Genomic DNA, 21322 nt, shown 5'->3' with positions numbered 1-21322 from the left:
CCTGTTAAGGCAAGATGTTTTCATGATGAGTAGCGTCGGAGAATTAAACAGGCATTGCACATAGGCTATAGCAAGGCATTTTGAACTCGCTACTCAATGAATTGGTTTTCCGTCAGCTTACAGTCTCAAACGGCCATTCATTCGTTCAATAGTATCTCCAAGGCAGCCTGCTGTCACGGATCGACAATCCTCGTGCTACGAGGGTGACATCTAGCGACCATGGCACATGTCGAATCAAGCGTCAGGACAGGGTCACTCATGATCAATCGTTATTGCCCGTGAACAAACTCTACGCCTGCGAACACTTAGGTATGAACACTTAGGTATCCAGATCAGTCAGAGTCGCGTAGAACTCGGCGAATGTTGGCGCAACTCTGGGAAAGATGGCCAAAAGCTGGGGATCGAAATGTTCCGGCTTCACGCGCCCGTCGCCCTTGAGGATAATCTCCACAGAGCGCTCATGATCGAAAGGCTCTTTATAAGGACGACGGCTTCGCAAGGCGTCGTAGACATCCGCCAGCGCCATCATGCGCGCGCCCAAGGGAATCTCTTCGCCTTGACGACCCAAGGGATAACCGCTCCCGTCCCAGCGTTCGTGATGCCCCAGGGCGATTTCATAGCCCATCTGTAATTCCGGGGAAACATTTTGTTCACCGATGATATTGGCACCGAGAATGGTATGGGTACGCATGATCGCCCATTCTTCCGCATCCAAGGGGCCGTGCTTCAGCAAAATTCGGTCGGGGATCCCGATTTTACCGACATCGTGCATGGGGCTCGCTATAAAAATAAGGTCGGCGAATTCGGGTGACATGCCCAGGCGCTGCGCCAGTTCCCGACAATAAAAGGCGATGCGTTGAACATGGGCGCCGGTTTCCTCATCTTTTTTCTCGGCTGCGCGGATGAGGGTCTGGATGGTCTGCAGATAGCTGTCGTGCAACTGGGCCGTCCGCTGGCGGACCGTCTCCTCCAAGATCTCATTGTGCCGCTGAATTTGATCGTTGTACTCCTTCAGCCGGAGGATATTGCGAACCCGCACGAGCAGCTCGGCCCGGTCGATAGGCTTCCCAAGGAATTCGTCGACGCCGGCTTCCAGGGCACGCAACCGGGTTTCGCGATCATTGAGGGCGGTGACGATGATCACCGGAAGGTTTGCGAAGTGGGCATCGGCCTTGAGTCTGGCCGCCAGTTCAAAGCCGCTTATCCCCGGCATCATGCCGTCGGTCAGAACCAGATCCGGCTGCCGCTCCTGCATCCATTCCACCGCTTCTCGCGCACTATCGGCCGCCAATACTTCGTAGGACTCGGCTTCAAGCAGGACGGTTAGGAGACGACGACTGCTCGCGTCATCATCCACGACCAGTACCAGGGGGCGACGTTCAGACATCAACTTTTCCTGCATCGGCTTTTCCTCGGCTGTGGAGAAGACGGCTTACGGCTTCCAAGAGTGTGGCGTGGCGGATGGGTTTGCTGAGATAGGCATCGCAACCGGCGGCGAGGATGCGCTCTTCGTCCCCTTTCATAGCCAGTGCCGTCAAAGCCAGGATGGGGATCTCCCGCGTCGTGGGATCCCCTCTGAGGAGACGGGTGGCGGCAAGGCCATCCATACCAGGCAAATGGATGTCCATGAGGATGAGGTCCGGTTGCTCGCGCCGAGCCAGAGTGATGCCCTGTTCTGCATTGGTGGCAGGCAGTACCGCGTAACCTGCCTTGGTCAGGATAAGCTCCGCCAACTTGAGGTTGGTCGCATTATCCTCGACGATCAAAATGCGCTTAGGCAAGGTCATCCCCTCTAGGCCGATTGGACTCTGGAAAGTGCACGGCGCACTTCACCGAGAAAGCGATCACGTCGAAAACCGGCTTTTTCCATGATATTCAAGATGTACCCATTGAGGCGGCGGCGATCCTCGGGCGTAATCATCTTGGCTGTCAACACCAAAACTGGAATGGCAGCCGTATCCGGGCGAGATTGCAGGGCTTCCACCACATCGAAGCCGTTGAACTCCGGCATCATCAAATCGAGAAGGATGAGCTGGGGATGAAAATGTTGGGCCATGAGCACCGCGTCCCGGCCTCCATAGGCACTGAGCACTTCATAACCGACACTGTTGAGCTGGCGCCGCAGAATGTCTACCGCCCGTGCCTCGTCATCGACCACGAGTACGGTGGGACGCGGCTGCTTCATGGCCGCAAGCCCCAGCTTTTGTAGAACCTCTTCCAGTTGTTCTGCACTCACGGGCTTCTGCAGGATCTGCGCGCTGCCCAGGGAAAAACCAGATTGCTGCTGTGCGTCGATGCTGGTGATCACCACTGGAATGGCAGCCAGGCGCTCTTCCTGACGCTGTGCCTCGAGAAAGTCCCAGCCGTCCATGCCCGGCAGGTCGATCTCCAACACGATTAGATCCGGAGGTGCATTCCGAGCCCTGTCCAGGCCGGCTCTGGCATCGTGAGCTCGCTGTACGCGAAAGCCATCGTCGCGCAGGTAGCCCTCCAGCAGAGCTGCCGCCGCATCGTCGCTCTCCACCACCAACGCAATACGATCCGTTTTGACTGCGGGGACGGCCTCCGCCGGGTCTGGCTGGAGAGGGGCGGCCTCCTCGCGCCAGGGCAGCCAGACATGGAAGCTGGAGCCTTTGCCGAGAGTGCTTTCCACCGTCACCCGGCCGCCGTGGAGCTCGGCCAGGCGTTTGACCAGGGAAAGGCCCAGACCGGTGCCTTCATAGCGGCGATCCAGACCGCTATCCACCTGGACAAAGGGTTGAAAAAGGCGCTGCAAGTCTGCTTCGGCGATTCCGATACCTGTGTCCATCACGCTGATTTCCAGCCAGCAGGGAAAGGCCCCATACTCGGGCGCCGAAAGCTCGCTGTGGCGCCATCCGCGCAGGGTAACCTGACCGCCGGCGGGCGTGAACTTCACGGCATTGGACAAAAGGTTATAGAGGATCTGCTTGGTCTTGCGCGGATCCACATATACGAGAGGCAGATTCTCCTCTATCTCGACACTCAGACGTATTTCATTGGCGGCGGCCTTTTCCCGCACGATACCCAGGGCACTATGCAATAGATCGCTGAGGTCGGTCGCCTCCAACTCCAGCTTCATCATGCCCGCTTCTACTTTGGAGAGATCCAGGATATCGTTGATGAGGGAAAGCAGGTGTTGACCACTTTCAAAAATATCCTTGGCAGCATCCCGTTGTTCCGGAAGAAGCTCGCCCAGGATGCCGTCCTTCAACAGCTCCGAAAACCCGATAATGGCGTTGAGGGGCGTCCGCAATTCGTGGGACATGTTGGCCAGGAAATCGGATTTGGCCTGATCCGCCATTTGCAATAGCTGGTTTTTCTCCAGCAACTCTTCGCTTCGGACGCGCAGTTCGGCAGCCATGATCCGCTGGTTTTCCCTCTGGGCGAAATCGTTGAGGGCCGCCCCCAGCTCCAGGGAGAGCTTCTCCAGAAAAGCCTCCTTTCTCTCATTCAATGCCTGTAAGGAGGCCAGCACCAGCACACCAAAACGATTTTCCTGGTACCGGACGGGCACCATGGCGATCTCTGCCGGCTGGAAACGGCACACACCCGCGTCCACCAGAAAACCCGGGTTGCTGCCACGCTGCCGCAGCCGCTGCACATGATCCCCTAGGGCTGCCTCCCCCAGAAGACCCTCTCCACGCTGAAAACTGGGAGTTAGCTGGACATCGGTACCACGATGCGCCTCGACGAGAAAGCGGCCCTGCCACTCGTCGTAGCGATAAAAGGCGGAAACCGGAAAGGGGTGATTCTCCGCCAAAATGGCGAGCACCCGCTGCAGGATCTCTGCGAAAGCAAGACCACTTCCACTGAAAAGGGCCAGGATCTGCCCCTGGCTGCTTTCGATGCGCAGGGCTTCCTCCAAGATGGCTTCCGCTTCACGACGCTCGCGCATCTCCGCTCGAATCCGCCAGATGAAACCGGAGAGCAAGGCTATCAACAACGTGATCGCAGCCACGCTCATCCACAGGGCCAAGGCGCCGGCACTCTGCGCCTTTTCCATGCGTGCGCGAAGTAGTCCGCTTTCCGTCCCCCGCATCTCATTCACCAAGCTGTGCACTGCCGCCATCTCCGTGCCCCCCTCTCCCGCCCGCAGCAGAGCCTGTGCCGCCGCAAGGCCGTGCTGTTCGTACGCGGCGAGAACCTGGTCGAGGATCAGCAGACGCTTTTGTGTCTGCCGCTGCAATGCCACGGCCCGGCGCTCCTCCAGCGGGTTGTCCGTTACCATTCCCGGCAATGCATCCATGACGGTTTGCAGACGTCGAACCGCATGCTGGCGTTGCTGAAGGTAGAAAGGATTGGCGGTGAGGAGATAACCGCGCTGCGCCGTCTCCGCTTCATTGATCAGCGCCCAGCTGCGATCCAGGTTGCTCAGCACTGACTGGGTGTGTCCCACCCAGCGGGAGGCATCCACGTAGCCTGCCGCAGCGCGAAAGGCCAGAAACCCCACCAGGAGTAATGCCAGGAGGGCGAAGCCGAAACCCGCAAGAACCTTGTCTTCCGTGGAAAGTTTGAAATTCATACCTTAACAGGCCGTTGAAAAATCCCCCGCAGCTGCTGCGGCAGGCGTTACGATCTGAGGCCATCGGTGAACGACCCAGACAAAGACGATGAGAGGCAGTCCAAACTTTCAGGGGGCGATGTTCAGCTATATTAGCCTTGAAGATCGTGTGCCGCAGGCACACCCGTTGCGCAAGCTTCGAGCCGTGGTCGATGCGTTGCTGGCGACGATGAGCAGCCAGTTCGAGGCGGTGTATGCCCGCTGCGGTCGCCCCTCAGTGCCGCCGGAGATGCTGCTCAAGGCCCCGCTGCTGCAGATCCTGTTCTCCATTCGCAGCGAGCGGCTGCTGGTCGAAGCGATCAACTACAACCTGCTGTACCGCTGGTTTGTCGGCCTGAACATCGAAGACAAAGTCTGGGACCACTCCACCTTCAGCGCCAACCGCGAACGCTTGTTCAACGAAGACCTCGCCCGCGCCTTCTTCGAGCGCGTCAAGCTCAGCGCCCAGTGGGCCAAACTCGCCAGCGACGAACACTTCAGCGTCGACGGCACGCTCATCGAAGCATGGGCCTCGCACAAGAGCTTCAAGCGCAAGGACGACGACAGCAGCGCACCAGCCGGGCGCAACCCCGAGGTGGACTTCAAAGGGCAAGCGCGCTGCAACGACACCCACGCCAGCACCACCGACGCCGAAGCCCGGCTTTTCAAGAAGAGCGCGGGCGACAAGTCCCGCCTGTGCCACATGGGGCACATCCTCATGGAGAACCGCAGTGGGCTGATCGCCGATGTCGAGATCACCCACGCCAGCGGCACAGCCGAGCGCGAGGCAGCGCTGGCGATGCTCAAGCGCCGGGGCAACAAGAACAAACGGGTCACGGTCGGCGCTGACAAGGGCTACGACAGCAAGGCCTTCATCCAGGGCTGCAGAAAGCTCAACGTCACGCCCCACGTGGCGGCCAAGGACAAGTACTCGGCGGTGGATGGCCGCATCAAACGGCACGAGGGCTACAAGACCAGCCTGAAAGTGCGCAAACGCATCGAAGAGGCCTTTGGCTGGATCAAGACCGTCGGCGGTCTGGCCAAGACCAAGCTGATCGGCCAAGCCAAGCTCACGGGGCAGGCACTTCTGTGCTTTGCCACCTACAACCTGGTGCGCATGGGCAGCATCGGCGGCTGGTGGGACGCGCATCATGCGTGAGCCATGGGATACGTGCGCCCGAAATGGGCGAAGTGGCCTGCAAACAGGCCGCAATGGCCTTCGAAATCGCTTCGCAGACGCGCCAAGGTGGCTCGCGTCTTCAAAATCAGCGGCGGCAGGACGTTCGATGAGCACTTTTTCAACGGCCTGTTAAAACCCGGGCGTGGATTGAAACGATATGGTAAAGGCCGCCAAGAGCGGCAAAAACATCGTCTCGCCCGGCTTAAAACCCGGGCGTGGATTGAAACCCCAGGAGATTAAGAAATGAACTTCTGAACCGCCCCGGATTTTGAGGAGGCTCCAACCTTCGAGAGAATGGAGCCATGAACAAGTCGAACAAGTTTTCCCCTGAAGTCCGTGAGCGCGCTGTGCGCATGGTGCAGGAGCACCGCGGTGAGTACCCCTCGCTGTGGGCCGCAGTGGAGTCGATCGCCCCCAAGATTGGCTGCTCGGCGCACACCCTGCTGGAGTGGGTCAGACGCGACGAGATCGATGCAGGCACGCGACCAGGCGTGACCTCGGCAGAAGCCCAGCGCATCAAGGATCTGGAGCGCGAGAACAAGGAGCTGCGCCGTGCCAACGAGATCCTCAAGCTGGCCAGCGCGTTTTTCGCCCAGGCGGAGCTCGACCGCCGACTCAAGAACTGAGAGCGTTTGTTGATCAGTACCGCGCCCAATTCGGGGTCGAGCCGATCTGCAAGGTCCTGCAGATCGCCCCAAGCGGTTACCGCCTGCATGCGGCCCGGCGGCGCAATCCGGCGTTGCTGCCGCCACGCGCTCAGCGCGATGAGCGGCTGATCCCCCACGTCCAACCGGAGCGCGTCAAGTTACTTGTCGCCTCTTTCACGCAGCAATCGGCTGAATGTCTCCTCGGCTCACAGCCGTTGTGACCACAGAGTCGCGTTCAGGGTTGAGGGTAACGGCCCGGATGTGCGACCAGTCGCGTGTGCCGCGTGACCAGCGCGCGGGGTTGCGTTCGCGAGCCTGGAGGTAGACCTGGTGCCGAGCCGCAAGGATCGCGACGTCGTGGCCTTCATGGCGCTGTGCCGGGCTGACGTAGCGGATGCCGCTGTGCCTGTGATCGTGGTTGTACCAATGCACGAACTGGCGCGCCCACTCGCGCGCGGCGCACAGATCCGTAAAGCCCTTTTCTGGGAACTCCGGCCGGTACTTCGCCGTGCGGAACAGGCTTTCGACGAAGGCGTTGTCGTCGCTCACGCGGGGCCGTGAGTACGACGGTTTCACGCCCAGCCACCACAGCATGGCCAGCACGGTGGTGGCCTTCAGCGTGGCGCCGTTGTCGCCGTGCAGTACGGGTCGCTCGTCACGCGGCATGGCGTGAATGCCCTCGGCCAGCGCCGTACGCTGCACGAGCCGCGCAGCGTGGTCGCAGTCGTCGTCCTCGTGCACCTCGAAGCCCACGATCTTGCGGCTGTACACGTCCATGATGAGGTACAGGAAGAACCAGCGTCCGGCGACATCCCTTGGCAGGAACGTCATGTCCCAGCACCACAGCTGTCGCGGCGCGGTGGCCACGTGAGTGGTCGGTGGCCGGCCCTTGCGTGGTGCCTTGGCGCGCCCGCGGTGACTCATTTGCCCCTGCGCACGCAGCACGCGGCGGAAGCTGGACTCGCTGGCGATGTAGACGCCCTCGTCAGCCAGCGTCGGCACGATGCGCGCCGGCGGCAGATCGGCGAAGCGCGGCTCGTTGGCCACGCTGACGATCTGCGCACGTTCGCGATCACTCAGCGCATGGGCTGGCGCCGGCCGCACGGCCTGCGGCCTGCCATCGCCAGATTCCAGGCCTTGGCCGGCCTTCCAGCGCTGCAAGGTACGCGCGCTGATCCCCATGAGTTCGCACGCTGGCTTCAGGCGCGCACCGGCATCGCAAGCCGCTTCGATGTCTCGGGCAATTTCCTGGCGATCTTCGAGGCCGATCATTCGTCCTCGCCCTTGTTCCTGTTGAAGATCGCCTCGGCTTTTTTTGACAGCACCAGCAGCGCCGCCGCCTCGGCCAGGGCCTTGTCCTTGCGGCGTACCTCTCGCTCGAGCTCTTTGATGCGGCGCCGATCCTCCTTGGTCTGCGAGGGGCTGGCACGTACTTCCTCGGGTGCAGCCAGTGCCCGCACCGCGTTGTCTCGCCATTGCTGCAGTTGCTGCGCGTACACGCCGTTCTCGCGGCACCAGGCGCTGCGCGAGGCATCGTCCATCGCCGCGGTCGTGATCACCGCCTCCAGGCGCGCGGCAGCTGTCCACACGCGCTCCTTCGCCGGCCTGGCCAACGACTCAGCGCGCCAGCGCTCCAGCGTGTCCACGCCCACTCCGATCTCGCGCGACACCACCTGCGGTGCGGCGCTCTCCGGCGGCAGCATGCGTGCCACCGCCCGGTCCTTGAATGCTTGTCCGTATCGAGCCAACTTCTTCTCTCATCCGCGCCCCCGTGTCGATGAAACGATGGTGTGCGGGGGGCGGCGCCTTCGGCGCCGCACAGGCTGTGCATTTGTGGACGATGCGCTTCGCGCACCGGCCAGCTTGCCGTGGACAACGCATCCGCGTTGCCCACCGCGCCGGCCTTCGCCCACAAGCTCCACAGCCTCCCACCACCATCAATGAACCAGTCTCACAGCTCTGGTCCTATCGGGGCGACAAGTATTCTGACGCGGGGGGCAACAGGTCTGGCAAGTGAACATGCAGGTCTATGGCGTTGATAAAGTCTGGAAGCAGATGAACCGCGAGGGTACCGTTGTGGCGCGGTGCACGGTCGAGCGGCTGATGAAGCGCCTGGGCTTGCGCGGCGCCATCCGCGGCAAGGTGGTGCGCACCACCATCGCCGATGCCAAGGCGCCGTGCCCGTTGGATCATGTCAACCGGGTCTTCAAGGCCGAGCGGCCCAATCCGCTCTGGGTGTCTGATTTCACGTACGTGTCTACCTGGCAAGGCTGGCTGTACGTGGCCTTTGTCATCGATGTGTTTGCCCGCCGGATCGTGGGCTGGCGCGTGAGCAGCTCCATGCGCACGGACTTCGTGCTCGATGCCTTGGAGCAGGCGCTGTACGCCCGGCAACCGCAGCAGGACGACGCTCTGATTCATCATTCGGACAGAGGCTCGCAATATCTGTCCATCCGCTACACCGAGCGGCTGGCCGAGGCCGGTATTGAACCTTCTGTGGGCAGCAAAGGAGACTCCTGTGAACCTCGAATTACCGCATCTTTGACCTGACCGTGCCGTGATGATGTCTCAAACGAGCGCGTTTCCGAGCCACGCGAAGGGTGGCGAGGGGATTTCTCCGTCGTCTGGAGCCCTGGTCCGGTGGCATTCGACCGCTCCAGGCCCATTTCGGGCGTCAGAAGGGCGCCGGCCCCACCTCCATCAGCGAGCACAGACGCCGCAGGTTGTACGTCGCGGCCTTCCAGTTCAGATGCAGCGTCGCCCGGTCCAGGCCGATCGAGCGCAGCGCCTTACCGCCCATCTGTTCCAGGCTGGCGTAGATGTGCTCCACACGAGCGCGGGTCTTGGCAATGCGCCGATTGCGCCGCTCCTGGCAGTCGGACAGCGGCTTGCCGGCCTGCCCCTTGCGCTGGATGTGCATGCGCCAGCCCTGGGCCTTCAGACGCTCCTCGCGTTCGCCGTCGACGTAACCCTTGTCGGCCCAGACGTCGCGGCTGGTGTTGCCCGCGTCGAGGACGCCCTCGAAGTGCAGGGTGTCGTGCTCGCTGGCCGTGCTGATGTGAATGCCCCGGATCAGCTTGTGCCGCCGGTCCACGCTGGTCGAGAGCTTGTAGCCGAAGGAGCTCTTGCCGTGCTTTTTGGTCCAGCGGGCCTGGATGTCCTTCTGCCGGCGCTTGGGCGCCGACCACTCGGCCGGCATCGCGTCCTGCTGAACAATCTCTTTCTCGTCCCTGCTCAGCGTCTGCTTCGGCACGGGCACGATGCTGGCGTCGATCATCTGGCCGCCGCGCGCGATGTAGCCGTGACGGTCGAGTTGCTGCCTCACCGCATCGAAGATGCGTTCGCTGGCACCGGCCTTGATCAGCCGCTCCTTGAAAGTCCAGATGGTCGTGCGGTCCGGCGCCTGCGAACTCTGCCGCAGGCCCACGAAGCGTTGGAAGCTCAGCCGATCCAGAAGCTGGAACTCCATCTGCTCGTCGCTGAGGTTGTAGATCTGCTGGATCACCAGGACGCGAATCATCAGTTCCGTCGGAAACGGCGGGCGCCCGCCCCGCTCGCGACCAGGGCGCGGCGCAGCCTCGTCGATCTCCGCAGCCAACGCCGCGAAGTCCACGTGCTGGGCCAGTTTGCTCAGCGCGTCGCCGATCTTGTCCAGCTTGGTCTCGCGCTCTTGCTCCGCGAACAGACTGACCTTGATCACCGCCATCCCCTCATCACGTCACCATGCCCACATGATGCCCGGCCCGCCGCTCGACGGCCAGGTTTTTCGAGGCGCCCTATATTCGAATTCGATCAATATGAGCAAGCGCGGCCATTCCGCCCAAGTTCCGGCTGTCGGGGAAGCCAAGCGCGGCGAACGGGGCTATCTCGGTTACCTGCTGCGGCAGGCCCAGGTCGCGCATCGCCAGAACATGGAGCATGCGCTGGCCGGGACCGGTCTGACGTTGCCGCAGTTCTCGGTGCTGACGATGTTGGCGGCCTACCCTGGCGCGTCCGGCGCCGGCCTGGCGAGACTGTCGTTGCTGACGCCGCAGACCGTGAGCGTGATCGTGGTCAATCTGGAGCGCAGCGCAGCCGTGGCAAGACGCGCGCATGCCGTGCATGGGCGCATTCAGCACCTCGACGTGACGCCCGCGGGCGCGCAACTTCTGGCCCGATGCCGCGCGCGGGTCAACGCGGTCGACGCCGCGCTACGCTCCGGGCTCAGCGCACAGGATGAAGCCGTGATCCGGCGCTGGCTGGTGCAGGTGGCCACGGGGCAGATCACGGAATGAGTCTTCGGCCATGCCGAGGAAGTCGTGCTGCCGCGCCAGCCCGCGCGGATGCCTAGGCCCGGCGGGCCGCGACCGCGCGCGGCGGAACATCTCGAGGCGCGCCAGGTCCATGTAGGGGTGAACCCGCCCAAACGGGCTGAACCGCCGCAATCCGCGTGTTCAAGACCGCAACGCAACGTCGAACCGCACACGGCACGAACCCAGGAGCCCGACATGCCCGACACCCGACGCCCCGATGCAGACGAGACCTCGCCGTCCAGGACCGCCGCGACGCCGGCCCTGCCAATCCCCACGCGGCGCCAGATGCTGGGCGCGGCGGCCGCCGGCGGCGCCTTGTGGATGGCCGAACGCGCTCACGCCCAAGGCATGGCGGGCATGCCCATGGGGCCGATGTCAGGCGGCATGGCCGGCATGCCAGGCATGGGCGCCGCGCCGGCGCACGCCCCCAGGCCCGCCCGGTTCGAGCGTCCCCTGGTCATCCCCGCGCAGTTGCAAGGCCAGCCGCGGGCCGATGGCAGCCTGGGGTACGCCCTGCGCATGTCTGCCGGCCACAGCGAACTGCTGGCCGGGGTGCGCACGCCGACCTGGGGCTACAACGGCGCCTACCTCGGGCCCGCGTTGCGGGTGCCGCGCGGCAAACAGGTCCGCATCGCCGTGCGCAACGATCTGAACCAGGCCACGACCACCCACTGGCACGGCGCGCATGTGCCGGGGCGCATGGACGGCGGCCCGCAGAGCCTGATTGCGCCCGGTCAATCGCTGGTGTATGACTTCGCGCTGGATCAGCCGGGGGCGACCCTGTGGTACCACCCCCATCCCGACGGGCTGACCGGGGCGCATGTCTATGCCGGACTGGCCGGCATGCTGCTGGTGGACGACGGCGTGGATCGGGTCCTGGATCTGCCCCGGACCTGGGGCGTGGACGACATTGCGCTCATCCTGCAGGACCGTCGCATGGACGCCGACGGCCGCCTGTTGTACATGCCCAGCATGATGGACCGCATGGGCATGAAGGGGAACCGCTTCCTGGTCAACGGCCGCGAGCAGCCTTACGTACAGGTGCCGGCGCAATGGGTACGCCTGCGCGTGCTCAATGGCTCCAACGCGCGGGTCTACAACCTGGCTTTCGCCGAAGGCCAGTCCTTTCACGTGATTGCCGGCGACGCCGGCCTGCTCGCGCGTCCGGTGGAGATGCGCAGCCTGCTGCTGGCCCCGGCCGAGCGCGCCGAGATCCTGCTCGATCTGCGTCGCCTGCAGGGCAAGGCCCTGGTGCTGCGCAGCGACTCCGGCTCGGTGGTTCCCGGCTTGAGTAGCATGCCGATGGACGTCGACATCTTCGATCACCAGGGTTTCGACCTGCTGCAACTGCGCGTCGGCGCGCCGCTGGCAAGGTCCGCGCGCCTGCCGGCCAAGCTCGTCTCCATCCCGGCGCTGCGGCCGGATGCGCCCGTGCGGCATTTCAGCTTGCAGGGCATGATGGGCTCGATGATGGCCGGCGGCATGCAGGCCATGGGCGGCATGGCGGGCGCAGCGCGTGCGTCCGCCAACGCCGGTCCCGGCGGAATGAGCCTGGGCATCGGCATGCAGCATCTGTTTTCCATCAACCACCAGTTCATGGACATGGCGGTGATCAATCAGCGCGTACGCCTGGGCAGCACCGAAGTCTGGGAGGTGAGCAATGATGCGGAGATGGCCCATCCCTTCCACCTGCACGGCACCTCGTTCCAGATTCTGGATCGCGACGGCAGCGTGCCGCCCGAGCACGAGCGCGGCTGGAAGGACGTGGTCTTCGTGCGCCACAATGAAACGGTGCGCCTCGCCGCCCGCTTCGACCAGCCTGCGGGCCGGGCGCATCCCTTCATGTACCACTGCCACATCCTCGAGCACGAGGACAACGGCATGATGGGCCAGTTCACCGTGGCCTGATCAGGTCCTGTTCAGCGCATCAGGGCCTCGATGACCTGCCGAATCGCTGGGCTGTCGTAATCCCGCCCGCCGACGGCCTGCCGGACGATCAGGCCCTGCTTGTCGATCAGATAGGTCGTCGGAATGCCCATCACGCCGAACGCATGCGCCACCTCGCTATGTTGGTCCAGCAACACCGGGAAGGTGGGCGAGGGGTTGAGCTGCCCCATATACGCGAACACATTGTTCAGGGTCTCGCCCTGGTCCAGCGCCAGCACCTCGAAGGGACGTCCCTTCATCGACAGGTAAAGCCGTTCGATGGACGGCATTTCCTGCCGGCAAGGCGGGCACCAGGTAGCCCAGAAATTGACCAGCACCACCTTGCCGCGGTAATCGGCCAGGCGGTGGGTTTTGCCGTTGATGTCCTGCAGACTGAATGCCGGCGCCGGGCGCGGCGGCTGCACCACCGCGAGCGCGTGGTCCTGCACCGGCTCGGCGGCGCGGGCGGTGCGCGCCGCGCCAACGGCCAGCAGCCCGGCGCCGCCGAGCCAGGACAGCACCTGGCGGCGCTCAGGGTTGGGCATGCGGGGCCGCTGCGCATTGCGGTCCGACCAATGTGGCTTGATGCTGCGTTCCATGCTCTCTCCAGAAATAAACAAGTTCGAACTGCGTGCCGCGCGGCAAGTCGACGGTGGTGAATCCCTGGGCCCAATCCCCGGGCTGCAGGGTTTGCTGCGCCGGCAGGATCGACCAATCCGAACTCACGCCCAGTGGCTGCCAGCGGTGCAGCCACTGGGTCTTGGTGATCAAGGGGTGCCGCTTGCCATCCGGGGTCACGGCCTTCCAGTCGGCCACGTCATAGGTGATGGGAGCCTTGGCGTCGTTCCGGATCGAGGTTCCGAACACGCAGACCTTGGCGATGGCATCGATGGCCTTGGGCGGATAGCCCATGTTCTCGTAAAAGGCGCGCACATTGTCGGGGCCGAGCTGGATCAATTGCACGGTGAAGGCGTGCCTGGCGTTCGTCCACGACGGTTGCGCCGCACTCGCCGCTGCGGCCGGGGCGGCCGGGGCGGCATCCGCGGCCTGGGCGGCGCCGGGCGAAAGTCCGGCACAGGCGAGTGCGGCGAGCAAGGGAAAAACACGACCATCCATCGTTCAACTCCGTAAGAACAGCGCGGACGGGCGACTGCGCGGCAACTTCGTCCCCGTCAGTCCGCCCTCCAGGCGCATGGTCAGCCAGGCACCGACGAAAATCGACGCCAGCCCCAGCATCGAACCGACCGAGAGGACCGAAATGCCGCTCAGGCCGTGCCCCACCGTGCAACCCAGCCCCAGGACCGCGCCAGCCCCCGTCAACACCGCGCCGAACAAGGATCGCGCCATGTCGCGCGGGACGGCGAAGCCCTCGAAGCTGAATTCTCGCCGCAGCAGCGCCGCCAGCAGCGCCCCGCTCAGCGCGCCGAGCACGGCGACGACGCCGAAGCTCAGGGTCTGGCTCGACGGATGCAGCACGAAATAGGCCGCGTCGCTCAGAGGCCCGGCAAAGCTGAAGGACTGTACCCCCATGCCGTCGGGCGGCTGGCTCAGGAAGGCCGCTTCGTCCAGGGCGCGCGAGCCCCATGGCCCGGCGGTGATGGCATAGCCCGCCGCCACCATGAGGCCGATCAGCGCCGCGCCGAGCCACAGTAGGCGGGTTTGCCGCCATGGCAGCCCGCGCCAGGCCAGCGCAAGCAGGCCGAGACCGAGGCAGGCGCCCAGCGCCACGCGCGCGCCGAGGCCGTGGAGCCCGAGCAGGGCGTCCAGCCCCTGGCCCTGCAGCCCCCAGCGGCGCAAGTCGACCGACAGGTGACTCAGCCAGGGGGCGAACCACGCGCCGTACAGCGCGGTGCGCGTCATGACATACGCCGCCACGGCCATCACCACGAGCAAGACCAAGGCCTGCGCGCTGCCCTGCCCCACGCGCACCAGCGTGCGCAGCGGACAACCGCGCGCCAACACCATGCCGGCGCCGAACAACAGCCCGCCCAGGACGTAGCGCCCCCACTGCAGCTCGGGCCCCAGGTAGGCCGGACGCGACGGCGCCAGGGCCTGCCCGAGGACGAGCTGCAGCCCGGCCACAGCCAGCATGGCCACGCCGATGGCGGCCGCATAGGCGGCCATGCGGGCAGGTTTGCCCTCCTGCAAGGATTCGCGCAGGCCGCCCTGCGGGCAAAAGCGCGTGGCCTGGGCCGAGGCGCCAAGCACCAGGGCGGCGGCGAAACCGCCCAACAAGACTTCAGTGATGGCCGTCATCGAACAATCTCCTCATGAACCCAGTCTCTTGCTCGCCTCGCGGCGAACGCTCAGCTCGACGCGGCTAAGTTGCGTCGGCGCCGCGAACCTTGCGCGGGGGCAGCCTTGGATGGGTTTCCTCGGCCCGCAGCAAAACCCAGCCGCCGGAGACCAAGAGCAAGGCCGCGGTGAACCAGAACGCCGGCGCCATGTCGCCGCGGGCCTGCGCGATCAAGCCCAGCGCCAGCGCCCCGAGCGCATAGCCGGTGTCGCGCCAGTAGCGGTAGGTGCCGAGCGAGGAACTGCGCCAGTTCGGGTGCGAGATGTCGGCCACTGCGGCGATGAGATTCGGATACAGCAGGGCCATGCCCACGCCCATCACCGCCGCCGCGGCCAGCCAGGCCGCCATGCCGTGGACCAGCATCACGCTGGCGACCCCCGCGCCGAGCAGCCACAACCCGGCGACCACCGGTTTCTTGCGCCCGATGCGATCCGACAGCGGCCCGGTCCATAACTGCGACGCGCCCCAGACCAGTCCATAGACTCCCGTCACCCAGCCGATCTGCACCAAGCTCAGGCCCTGCTGGTGCAGATACAAGGGGAACAGCACCCAGAGCAGGGTGTCGGCCACCTTGTTGGCCACCCCGGCCTGACACAAGGCCGAGAAAGTGGTGTGGCGAAACGAGACGAACAGGAACACCAGCTTGGAACTCGGGTGGTCGGGCAGGCCCTGGGCAAAGCGCGGCCGGGGCCCGGCGTGCTGGTTGGTGGCGTGACGATGGCTCTCGGCGCGCGCCCAGGGCAGCGTCTCCCGCACGAACAGCAGCGCCGTGCCCAGCCCCAGCGCGATGACCACCAGGGCAAAGCCGAGCAACGCCACGCGCGGTCCGTACAGATGGCTCAGATAGCCGGTTGCGATGCCCGCCAGGCCCACCGCGGCATAGCCGGCGAACTCGTTGATGCCGGTGGCCAGGCCGCGCTGCTCGGCCTTCGTGATGTCCACCTTGCTGGTGACGGTCATGCTCCAGGCGAAGCCCTGGTTGACGCCGAGGAACAGATTGGCGACGACGATCCACCACCAGTTCGGCGCGAAGTCGATCAGGAAGGGAATCGGAATCGCCGCCAGCCAGCCCATCACCAGCACGGTCTTGCGCCCGATGCGCTCGGAGAGCCGGCCGGCGATGAAGTTGAGCGCCCCCTTGACCAGGCCGAAGGAGATGACGAAGGACATCAGGTACAGGAACGAGGTCTTGGGCACGCCGAAGTCCTGGCTGGCCACCACCGGCAGGACGTTGCGCTCCATGCCGATGACCAGGCCGACGAACATCACCTGCACCGCCTGCCAGACGAACTGGTGCAGGTTGATGCGGATGCCCTGCACGTAGCGGTCGTGCGGCGATGCGGGCGCGAGCCCGGCGCGCGCTGCCGGGGAGGTGTCGAGGCTGCGTGGCATGGGCAAGCTCAAGCCGCGGTGTTGGCGGCGACGATGCGGTCCATATCGGCCGGACGCGGCGGGATCTGCGCCGTCAGCGCGTCGATGAAGGCTTCGCGCGGCAGGCTGAGCGCGGGGTTCCAACGCTTCTCGAAGCCCAAGGTCGACGAGGGCTTGCCCGACAGGCCGGCGCCGCAGGCGCTGCCGGCCTGGTGCCCGGGGTAGATCTCGACGTCGTCGGGCAGGTTGAGGAGTTTGTGGTGCAGGCTGTCGTACAGAATGCCGGCCATCTCGCGCTCGCGCCCGGCCAGATCGGGACGGCCCACCGCGCCGACGAACAGGGTGTCGCCGGTGATGGCGAACCAGGGCGCCTCGCCGCGCCGCTTGTCGGTGACCAGCAGGCAGGTGCTATCCAGCGTGTGGCCCGGGGTGTGCAGCACGCGCACCGCCACATTGCCGGCGACGATGGTCTGTTCGTCGCGCAGGGCTTCGAAGTCGAAGTGCACGAGATCGCGCGCGCTTTCATGCAGGCAATAGGGCGCTCCGGTCAGCTCGGCCAGCTTGCGTCCGCCCGAGACATGGTCGGCGTGCACATGGGTGTCGATGACGTGGGTGATGGCCACGCCGGCCTGCGCCGCCTGCTCCACGAACCAGGGTTCGTCGCCGGCCACCACGTCCACCGCCACGGCCTTGCCCAGGCCGCCACAGCCGAAGAAATAGGACAGGCTGGATTCCTTGGTGGGGAGTTGCTTGAAAAACATGGATGATCTCCTCGACGGTCTTCAAAAAACCAGGACCTTGTCGGCCTGGGTTGTCCACTGCCCGAGCTGCACCATCGTGGACCGGCGGCAGCCCGGGCTCATCTCCTCGTCGCGCAAGCCGCGGGCGTCCATGCAGGTTCCGCACAGGCCGACCTCGCCGCGCTGCGCGACCTTGGCCAGCATGGTCTCGACGTTGTAGTAACCCGCCGGCACTTTCTGCCCGGCCTTGGCGCCAAGCACGGCGTCGCCGATCAGGAACACGCGCACCTGCTGCTCGGGCTGGGCCGTCAGGGTCGCCGCCAGACGCAAGCCGTTGTAGGTGCGTTCGCTGCCATAGGGCGCTTCGTTCAGGATGAATAGAAAGGTGCTCATCAAGGGCTCCCGTGGTTATGAGGCGAGGGATTCGACGGGCAGCCCGGCAGCCTGCCACTCGGCCACGCCCTCGGCGATCTTGTGGGCGCGCAGGCCGTGCTGGGTCAACAGTTTGACCGCCGCGTCGGACATGACGCAAAACGGGCCGCGGCAGTAGGCGATGATCTCCTTGTCCCGGGGCAGTTCGCGCAGCCGGACTTCGAGTTCATCCAAAGGCATGGAGCGCGCCTCGGGCAGATGGGCCGCGAGGAACTCGACCTCGGGCCGAACGTCGATGAGCATGGCCCGGCCGGCGCGAACCTTGTCGAGCAGGGTCCGGCTGCTTTCCAGAGTGAGGCGCTCGGGCCCGGAGAACAGGCGCTGCATGACCATCTGCAGGTCGACCACATGGGTTTCGGCCACTCCGCGCAGCGCCACCCACAAGGCCGAGACGTCCGCCCCGCTCAGGCGGTAGATGCGGCTCTTGCCGTCCTGGCGCACGGCCACGAGGTGCGCCGCCTTGAGCACCCGCAGATGCGCGCTGGCGAGCTTGACGTCGATGGCCGCCTCGCGGGCCAGCGTCTCGACGGCCTTCTCGCCCTGCGCAAGCAACTCCAGCAACTCCAGGCGCTTGGGGCTGGAGACGGCGCGGCCGATGCGGGCGACCTGCTCGTAGAGATGGTTCTTGAGTTCGCGTGAATTCATGCGCACATTCTAGCGATTAAACGAATGTCGTCAAGCGGGGCGCCCAAACCCCGGCGCCAGGGGCGGCTCAAACCGGCGGGCGCCGGCTCACTGCGGCATCACGCCGCTGTCGGCGCCGACAGGCGGCGCACCGCGTTCACGAAGCGTTCGAGGGTCGGCGACAACGCACCGGGGGCCAGCCGGATATCGAGCAGCTGAAAGCGCCCGCGCGTGGTGTGTGCGCGCGCCAATGCGGCCTTGAGCTGGGCCCGCGTCCGCACCACCATGCCGTCGCCGCCCATGCCGGCCGCCATGGAGGCGAAGTCCCAGGCTGGCAGGGCATTGAAGCGCGCTTCGGGTTCGAACACGTGCAGCATCTCCCAGGCGGCGTTGTTGAACACGAGGACGATCGGGTCCCAGCCATAGCGCCCGGCGTTGCCCAACTCCCAGCCCGTCATCTGAAAGGCCCCGTCGCCGACCAGAATGATCGGGCGCTGCCCGGTCGCCGCCTGGAGGCCCAGCCCCGCGGGCACGCCGTAGCCCATCGACGCGTAGTAGCCCGGCGCGATCAATTCGGCCGGCCCCATGTCCATGGCGGTGAACAGACAGTCGCCGACGTCGCTGGCGAGCGGCATGGGGCCGTGGCGGCGGAACAGATCGTTGACCGCGGCGGCGATGTCGAGCGGGGCGACCGGCGCCTCGTCCGCGATCCATTCCGGGGCCGGCACCGCGATGGCTTGCGCCACGGCGGCCGCGGCCTCGCCGGCGGGAATCCGCTCGAGCAGGGCGTCAATCAGCGCGGCCAGCGGCAACTCGGGATAGACATGGTGCCCCATCACGACACGGCCCTCGAGGGCCTGGATGGCATGCCGGAGATCGATGCGCCGGGCCGACACGGCGAAGTTGGTGTCCGACACAATCACGCCGAGAAGCAGCAGCGCGTCGGCGCCTTCCACCTCGGCCGCGAGCTCGGGGTCGCCCGCGAGGCCGAGATAGGTGCCGCGCAGGGCCGCGTTCGAATCCGCGAGCAAGCCTCGCCCCATGAAGCTGGTCACCACGGGGATGCCCAGTCTGCGCGCCAGCTCGGCCACCCGCGACTCCAGCCCGTAGCGCCGCACCTCGACGCCGACCATCAGGATGGGACGCTTCGCCGCGCGCAGGCGCGCCAGCAGCTCGTCGGCGCAGGCTGCCAGCGCCTCGGCGTCCGGCTGCGGCCACGGCAAGACCGGCACCGCATCGCAAAGCCGCGCCGGCATGTCGCGCGGAATCTCGATGTAGACGGGGCGCGAGGCGCGCAGCGCGGCGTCCAGCACGCGCGCCATTCGCTGGGGCGCGGTCGATGGATCGTCCAGCCTTGCCTGGTCCACGGTGATCTCCTGATAGACCTTCCACTGCGAGTCCAGGGTCTTGACCTGGTGGTGGAGGAGAAACCCGCTGGCGGCCTCGTGCGTGGCTGGCGCCCCCGAGACGACGACGACCGGCACGCGCTCGGCGTAGGCACCGGCCACCGCATTCACCATGTTCAGCGCCCCCGCCCCATAGGTGACGGCGGCCACGCCCAGCCCGCCGCGCACCCGGCCGGAGGCATCGGCGGCGAAGCCGACGCCGGGCTCGTGCGAAAGCGTGTACAGGGGCAGGATCGCGCTGCGCTCGAACTCGCGAAACAGCGGCAAGGCGAAGTCGCCGGGAATCCCGAAAATCTCCGTCGCGCCGCGTTGCTTCAAGGCCCGGAGCAGCTGTTCTGTCAGCGTGGCTTGCATCGCATTCCTTCACGAGATCCCGATGCTCAGCGCCACAGCGGCCCGATGGCATCGAGGGTGTTTTTCAACAGCAGCCCGAATTCCGTGTCGCCCTCCATCACCAGGGCGCGTTCGAAAAACAAACGATCCGCGTCGTCGACCCCACGCACCAGGCGCCAGAGCGCCGCGCTCGTGCTGCGCACGGTCACCGCGGGGGAGGCGCCCGCAGGCGCCACCCCGAAGCCGCGGGCATCGAGCCGCATGCGCAGCCGCAATCCGAGATCGTCCAGATCCAACTGCACGACCCGGCCGGACCATGCCGCGCGCGTCGGGGAGTCCAGGCGCGGCAGCAGGACGCGATCGAGCAGACGCGCCAGCACGAAGGACGGCGGCAGCAGGACGGCACTGTCCGCCGGGCTGATTCTCAAGTGCCATGAAGAGCAGGATGGGTTCTACGACGTCTACGGTCGGATGAAATGGGACGATGTCGCACCCACTATCACCGGCGGCTGCATCAACCCCTCGAAGGGACGGTTCCTGCACCCTGCAGAAGATCGTGCCATCACGCTTCGCGAGGCGGCGATCCTGCAGAGTTTTCCGCCTGGTTATGTCTTCTCGCTGCGCCGAGGCAAGTATGCCGCCGCCGAGATGATCGGAAACGCGCTTCCGCCACTCTTTTCCCGGACGCAAGCGGAAGTCATCAAGCGACACCTCGTTGAGCGTTCAGTAGCCTTCTGAGGAACCGACCATGGATGCTCCGAAGACCGATGATCGGTTTCTTTCAGCGCTTCTCCGAAACCCTTCGGACGACGATATCCGCTCGGCGATTGCAGCCGTCGCGTCGCAATTCCCGAGCGACGCTGCCGTCGCGGCCAAGCTCGCAACGATTCTGGCGGCCTCGGGCGAACGCCTGTCAGTCGACGGCGCGATTGTCGCCGACGTGGCGTCCACGGGCGGCCCCGCATCGCTGAGCACGCTTCTGGCTCCGCTGTTTCTCCGCGCAGCCGGCGCGATCGTCCCGAAACTCGGAGTGCCCGGTCGCCCGGCCGGCGGTATCGACTGCCTCGCCCAGATTCCGGGTTACCGAACTGAACCGCCCGTGCCATCAGCGACGTGGGCTTTGGCATGTTCCGCTCGCAGATGGAATACAAGGCAAAACGCTATGGCACCCGATTGGTCATTGCTGACCGTTGGCATCCGAGCAGCCGCCTGTGTTCGGTCTGTGACTGGAAAAACGAAGCGCTGACGTTAAGGGACCGGGAATGGACATGCCCGCAATGTGGCAGTCACCATGACCGGGACCACAACGCTGCGCTCAACCTCAAACGGTTGGCCACCGCAACGGCCCTACCCGTGGCGAGTCCGTCCGGCAACGGCGGCACTGCGGCAGAGAAGGTCTCTACCGTAGTCGGGAAAGTCACGCCTGTCAGAGACGAATGTGGTCAGCAAGACACGTCGGGGCAGGAAAGGAACCGTGTGCATGATTGCGCGCATTCTTGATAGCAGGAAACGGT

Annotated in this window: 20 protein-coding genes, 2 pseudogenes and 1 other annotated feature; of the genes and pseudogenes, 8 read left to right on the top strand and 14 right to left on the bottom strand. The window is 65.2% G+C overall.

Going from position 1 to position 21322, the window contains the following annotated elements; all coding sequences use genetic code 11:
* Window positions 1-319: 319 nt before the first annotated feature.
* The 3 genes from ACZ47F_RS13585 to ACZ47F_RS13575 are packed head-to-tail and all read right to left on the bottom strand — an operon-like array spanning window position 320 to window position 4543.
* On the bottom strand, window positions 320-1387 hold the full coding sequence (locus ACZ47F_RS13585; protein WP_464925200.1) for an HD-GYP domain-containing protein: 1068 nt from the start codon (window positions 1385-1387) through the stop codon (window positions 320-322).
* On the bottom strand, window positions 1380-1781 hold the full coding sequence (locus ACZ47F_RS13580) for a response regulator (RefSeq protein ID WP_464925199.1): 402 nt from the start codon (window positions 1779-1781) through the stop codon (window positions 1380-1382). Before ACZ47F_RS13580 ends, ACZ47F_RS13585 begins: the two co-directional genes overlap by 8 nt.
* 11 nt (window positions 1782-1792) lie before the next feature.
* Complete coding sequence (locus tag ACZ47F_RS13575; protein ID WP_464925198.1) at window positions 1793-4543, bottom strand: response regulator; 2751 nt, start codon at window positions 4541-4543, stop codon at window positions 1793-1795.
* A gap of 88 nt (window positions 4544-4631) precedes the next feature.
* Here ACZ47F_RS13575 and ACZ47F_RS13570 point away from each other — a divergent pair, with 88 nt between their 5' ends.
* Together ACZ47F_RS13570 and ACZ47F_RS13565 are read left to right on the top strand one after the other, a co-directional pair.
* Window positions 4632-5720, top strand: a complete 1089-nt coding sequence (locus ACZ47F_RS13570) for an IS5 family transposase (RefSeq protein ID WP_464925197.1) — start codon at window positions 4632-4634, stop codon at window positions 5718-5720.
* A 323-nt stretch (window positions 5721-6043) separates the two neighbouring features.
* Window positions 6044-6531 (top strand): annotated as a pseudogene (locus tag ACZ47F_RS13565) (transposase); the annotation flags it as partial.
* Window positions 6322-6438 (top strand) — a sequence feature (AL1L pseudoknot). Its footprint overlaps the pseudogene before it by 117 nt.
* Before the next feature lie 31 nt (window positions 6532-6562).
* Here ACZ47F_RS13565 and ACZ47F_RS13560 read toward each other — a convergent pair.
* Window positions 6563-8136, bottom strand: a protein-coding gene (locus ACZ47F_RS13560; protein ID WP_464924934.1) for an IS3 family transposase whose coding sequence is annotated in 2 segments (ribosomal slippage) — window positions 6563-7698 and window positions 7698-8136 — 1575 coding nt in all. Because the reading frame shifts where the segments join, the coding sequence is not laid out codon by codon here.
* A 250-nt stretch (window positions 8137-8386) separates the two neighbouring features.
* On the opposite strand from ACZ47F_RS13560, the pseudogene ACZ47F_RS13555 reads away from it, so the two are divergent.
* Window positions 8387-8932, top strand: a pseudogene (locus ACZ47F_RS13555) (IS3 family transposase); the annotation flags it as partial.
* Between the two features lie 130 nt (window positions 8933-9062).
* Here ACZ47F_RS13555 and ACZ47F_RS13550 read toward each other — a convergent pair.
* Window positions 9063-10094, bottom strand: a complete 1032-nt coding sequence (locus tag ACZ47F_RS13550; RefSeq protein WP_464925196.1) for an IS5 family transposase — start codon at window positions 10092-10094, stop codon at window positions 9063-9065.
* A 91-nt stretch (window positions 10095-10185) separates the two neighbouring features.
* On the opposite strand from ACZ47F_RS13550, the gene ACZ47F_RS13545 reads away from it, so the two are divergent.
* Both ACZ47F_RS13545 and ACZ47F_RS13540 read left to right on the top strand, forming a co-directional pair.
* Window positions 10186-10662 carry a MarR family winged helix-turn-helix transcriptional regulator gene (locus ACZ47F_RS13545; protein WP_464926650.1) on the top strand — a complete coding sequence of 159 codons (477 nt, stop codon included), beginning with the start codon at window positions 10186-10188 and terminating at the stop codon, window positions 10660-10662.
* Window positions 10663-10875: 213 nt separating this feature from the next.
* Window positions 10876-12588 (top strand): multicopper oxidase family protein, encoded by a 1713-nt coding sequence (locus ACZ47F_RS13540; RefSeq protein ID WP_464925195.1) that lies wholly within the window; start codon window positions 10876-10878, stop codon window positions 12586-12588.
* An 11-nt stretch (window positions 12589-12599) separates the two neighbouring features.
* Here ACZ47F_RS13540 and ACZ47F_RS13535 read toward each other — a convergent pair whose 3' ends face one another.
* From ACZ47F_RS13535 to ubiT, 9 genes are all read right to left on the bottom strand, one after another.
* On the bottom strand, window positions 12600-13205 hold the full coding sequence (locus ACZ47F_RS13535; RefSeq protein WP_464925194.1) for a TlpA family protein disulfide reductase: 606 nt from the start codon (window positions 13203-13205) through the stop codon (window positions 12600-12602).
* Window positions 13138-13722, bottom strand: a complete 585-nt coding sequence (locus ACZ47F_RS13530; RefSeq protein ID WP_464925193.1) for a DUF4352 domain-containing protein — start codon at window positions 13720-13722, stop codon at window positions 13138-13140. The genes ACZ47F_RS13535 and ACZ47F_RS13530 overlap by 68 nt, the downstream gene beginning before the upstream one ends.
* 3 nt (window positions 13723-13725) lie before the next feature.
* Complete coding sequence (locus ACZ47F_RS13525; protein ID WP_464925192.1) at window positions 13726-14862, bottom strand: YeeE/YedE family protein; 1137 nt, start codon at window positions 14860-14862, stop codon at window positions 13726-13728.
* A 64-nt stretch (window positions 14863-14926) separates the two neighbouring features.
* Window positions 14927-16294, bottom strand: a complete 1368-nt coding sequence (locus tag ACZ47F_RS13520) for an MFS transporter (RefSeq protein ID WP_464925191.1) — start codon at window positions 16292-16294, stop codon at window positions 14927-14929.
* A gap of 8 nt (window positions 16295-16302) precedes the next feature.
* Complete coding sequence (locus tag ACZ47F_RS13515; protein ID WP_464925190.1) at window positions 16303-17034, bottom strand: MBL fold metallo-hydrolase; 732 nt, start codon at window positions 17032-17034, stop codon at window positions 16303-16305.
* A gap of 21 nt (window positions 17035-17055) precedes the next feature.
* Window positions 17056-17406, bottom strand: a complete 351-nt coding sequence (locus tag ACZ47F_RS13510; RefSeq protein WP_094159870.1) for a DsrE/DsrF/TusD sulfur relay family protein — start codon at window positions 17404-17406, stop codon at window positions 17056-17058.
* A 15-nt stretch (window positions 17407-17421) separates the two neighbouring features.
* Complete coding sequence (locus tag ACZ47F_RS13505; protein WP_094159869.1) at window positions 17422-18090, bottom strand: ArsR/SmtB family transcription factor; 669 nt, start codon at window positions 18088-18090, stop codon at window positions 17422-17424.
* A 98-nt stretch (window positions 18091-18188) separates the two neighbouring features.
* Entirely contained in the window at window positions 18189-19829 is a 1641-nt protein-coding gene (ipdC, locus tag ACZ47F_RS13500) for an indolepyruvate/phenylpyruvate decarboxylase (protein ID WP_464925189.1), read from the bottom strand.
* A 26-nt stretch (window positions 19830-19855) separates the two neighbouring features.
* On the bottom strand, window positions 19856-20236 hold the full coding sequence (gene ubiT / locus ACZ47F_RS13495) for a ubiquinone anaerobic biosynthesis accessory factor UbiT (protein ID WP_464925188.1): 381 nt from the start codon (window positions 20234-20236) through the stop codon (window positions 19856-19858).
* Between the two features lie 43 nt (window positions 20237-20279).
* Between ubiT and ACZ47F_RS13490 the strand changes: the two genes are divergently transcribed.
* From ACZ47F_RS13490 to ACZ47F_RS13480, 3 genes are read left to right on the top strand one after another with little or no spacing between them, the layout of a single operon-like run.
* The gene (locus tag ACZ47F_RS13490; RefSeq protein ID WP_464925187.1) at window positions 20280-20546 is read left to right on the top strand and encodes a DNA cytosine methyltransferase; all 267 of its coding nucleotides are present in this window, start codon (window positions 20280-20282) and stop codon (window positions 20544-20546) included.
* Window positions 20547-20556: 10 nt separating this feature from the next.
* On the top strand, window positions 20557-21054 hold the full coding sequence (locus ACZ47F_RS13485; RefSeq protein ID WP_464926658.1) for a hypothetical protein: 498 nt from the start codon (window positions 20557-20559) through the stop codon (window positions 21052-21054).
* Window positions 20949-21308, top strand: a complete 360-nt coding sequence (locus tag ACZ47F_RS13480) for a zinc ribbon domain-containing protein (protein ID WP_464926649.1) — start codon at window positions 20949-20951, stop codon at window positions 21306-21308. Before ACZ47F_RS13485 ends, ACZ47F_RS13480 begins: the two co-directional genes overlap by 106 nt.
* Window positions 21309-21322 lie beyond the last annotated feature (14 nt).

The sequence above is a fragment of the Thiomonas islandica genome, assembly GCF_055383445.1.
This window is presented reverse-complemented; position numbering and strand designations above follow the sequence as displayed.

Bases quoted from the DNA above. Each gene is read 5' to 3' on its own strand.
- ACZ47F_RS13575 (WP_464925198.1), bottom strand. From the start codon at position 4,543: ATGAATTTCAAACTTTCCACGGAAGACAAGGTTCTTGCGGGTTTCGGC.
- ACZ47F_RS13490 (WP_464925187.1), top strand. From the start codon at position 20,280: ATGAAATGGGACGATGTCGCACCCACTATCACCGGCGGCTGCATCAAC.
- ACZ47F_RS13525 (WP_464925192.1), bottom strand. From the start codon at position 14,862: ATGACGGCCATCACTGAAGTCTTGTTGGGCGGTTTCGCCGCCGCCCTG.
- ACZ47F_RS13530 (WP_464925193.1), bottom strand. From the start codon at position 13,722: ATGGATGGTCGTGTTTTTCCCTTGCTCGCCGCACTCGCCTGTGCCGGA.
- ACZ47F_RS13550 (WP_464925196.1), bottom strand. From the start codon at position 10,094: ATGGCGGTGATCAAGGTCAGTCTGTTCGCGGAGCAAGAGCGCGAGACC.
- ipdC (WP_464925189.1), bottom strand. From the start codon at position 19,829: ATGCAAGCCACGCTGACAGAACAGCTGCTCCGGGCCTTGAAGCAACGC.
- ACZ47F_RS13570 (WP_464925197.1), top strand. From the start codon at position 4,632: ATGAGAGGCAGTCCAAACTTTCAGGGGGCGATGTTCAGCTATATTAGC.
- ACZ47F_RS13535 (WP_464925194.1), bottom strand. From the start codon at position 13,205: ATGGAACGCAGCATCAAGCCACATTGGTCGGACCGCAATGCGCAGCGG.
- ACZ47F_RS13505 (WP_094159869.1), bottom strand. From the start codon at position 18,090: ATGAATTCACGCGAACTCAAGAACCATCTCTACGAGCAGGTCGCCCGC.
- ACZ47F_RS13510 (WP_094159870.1), bottom strand. From the start codon at position 17,406: ATGAGCACCTTTCTATTCATCCTGAACGAAGCGCCCTATGGCAGCGAA.
- ACZ47F_RS13480 (WP_464926649.1), top strand. From the start codon at position 20,949: ATGGAATACAAGGCAAAACGCTATGGCACCCGATTGGTCATTGCTGAC.
- ACZ47F_RS13585 (WP_464925200.1), bottom strand. From the start codon at position 1,387: ATGTCTGAACGTCGCCCCCTGGTACTGGTCGTGGATGATGACGCGAGC.
- ACZ47F_RS13520 (WP_464925191.1), bottom strand. From the start codon at position 16,294: ATGCCACGCAGCCTCGACACCTCCCCGGCAGCGCGCGCCGGGCTCGCG.
- ACZ47F_RS13540 (WP_464925195.1), top strand. From the start codon at position 10,876: ATGCCCGACACCCGACGCCCCGATGCAGACGAGACCTCGCCGTCCAGG.
- ACZ47F_RS13545 (WP_464926650.1), top strand. From the start codon at position 10,186: ATGAGCAAGCGCGGCCATTCCGCCCAAGTTCCGGCTGTCGGGGAAGCC.
- ACZ47F_RS13515 (WP_464925190.1), bottom strand. From the start codon at position 17,034: ATGTTTTTCAAGCAACTCCCCACCAAGGAATCCAGCCTGTCCTATTTC.
- ACZ47F_RS13485 (WP_464926658.1), top strand. From the start codon at position 20,557: ATGGATGCTCCGAAGACCGATGATCGGTTTCTTTCAGCGCTTCTCCGA.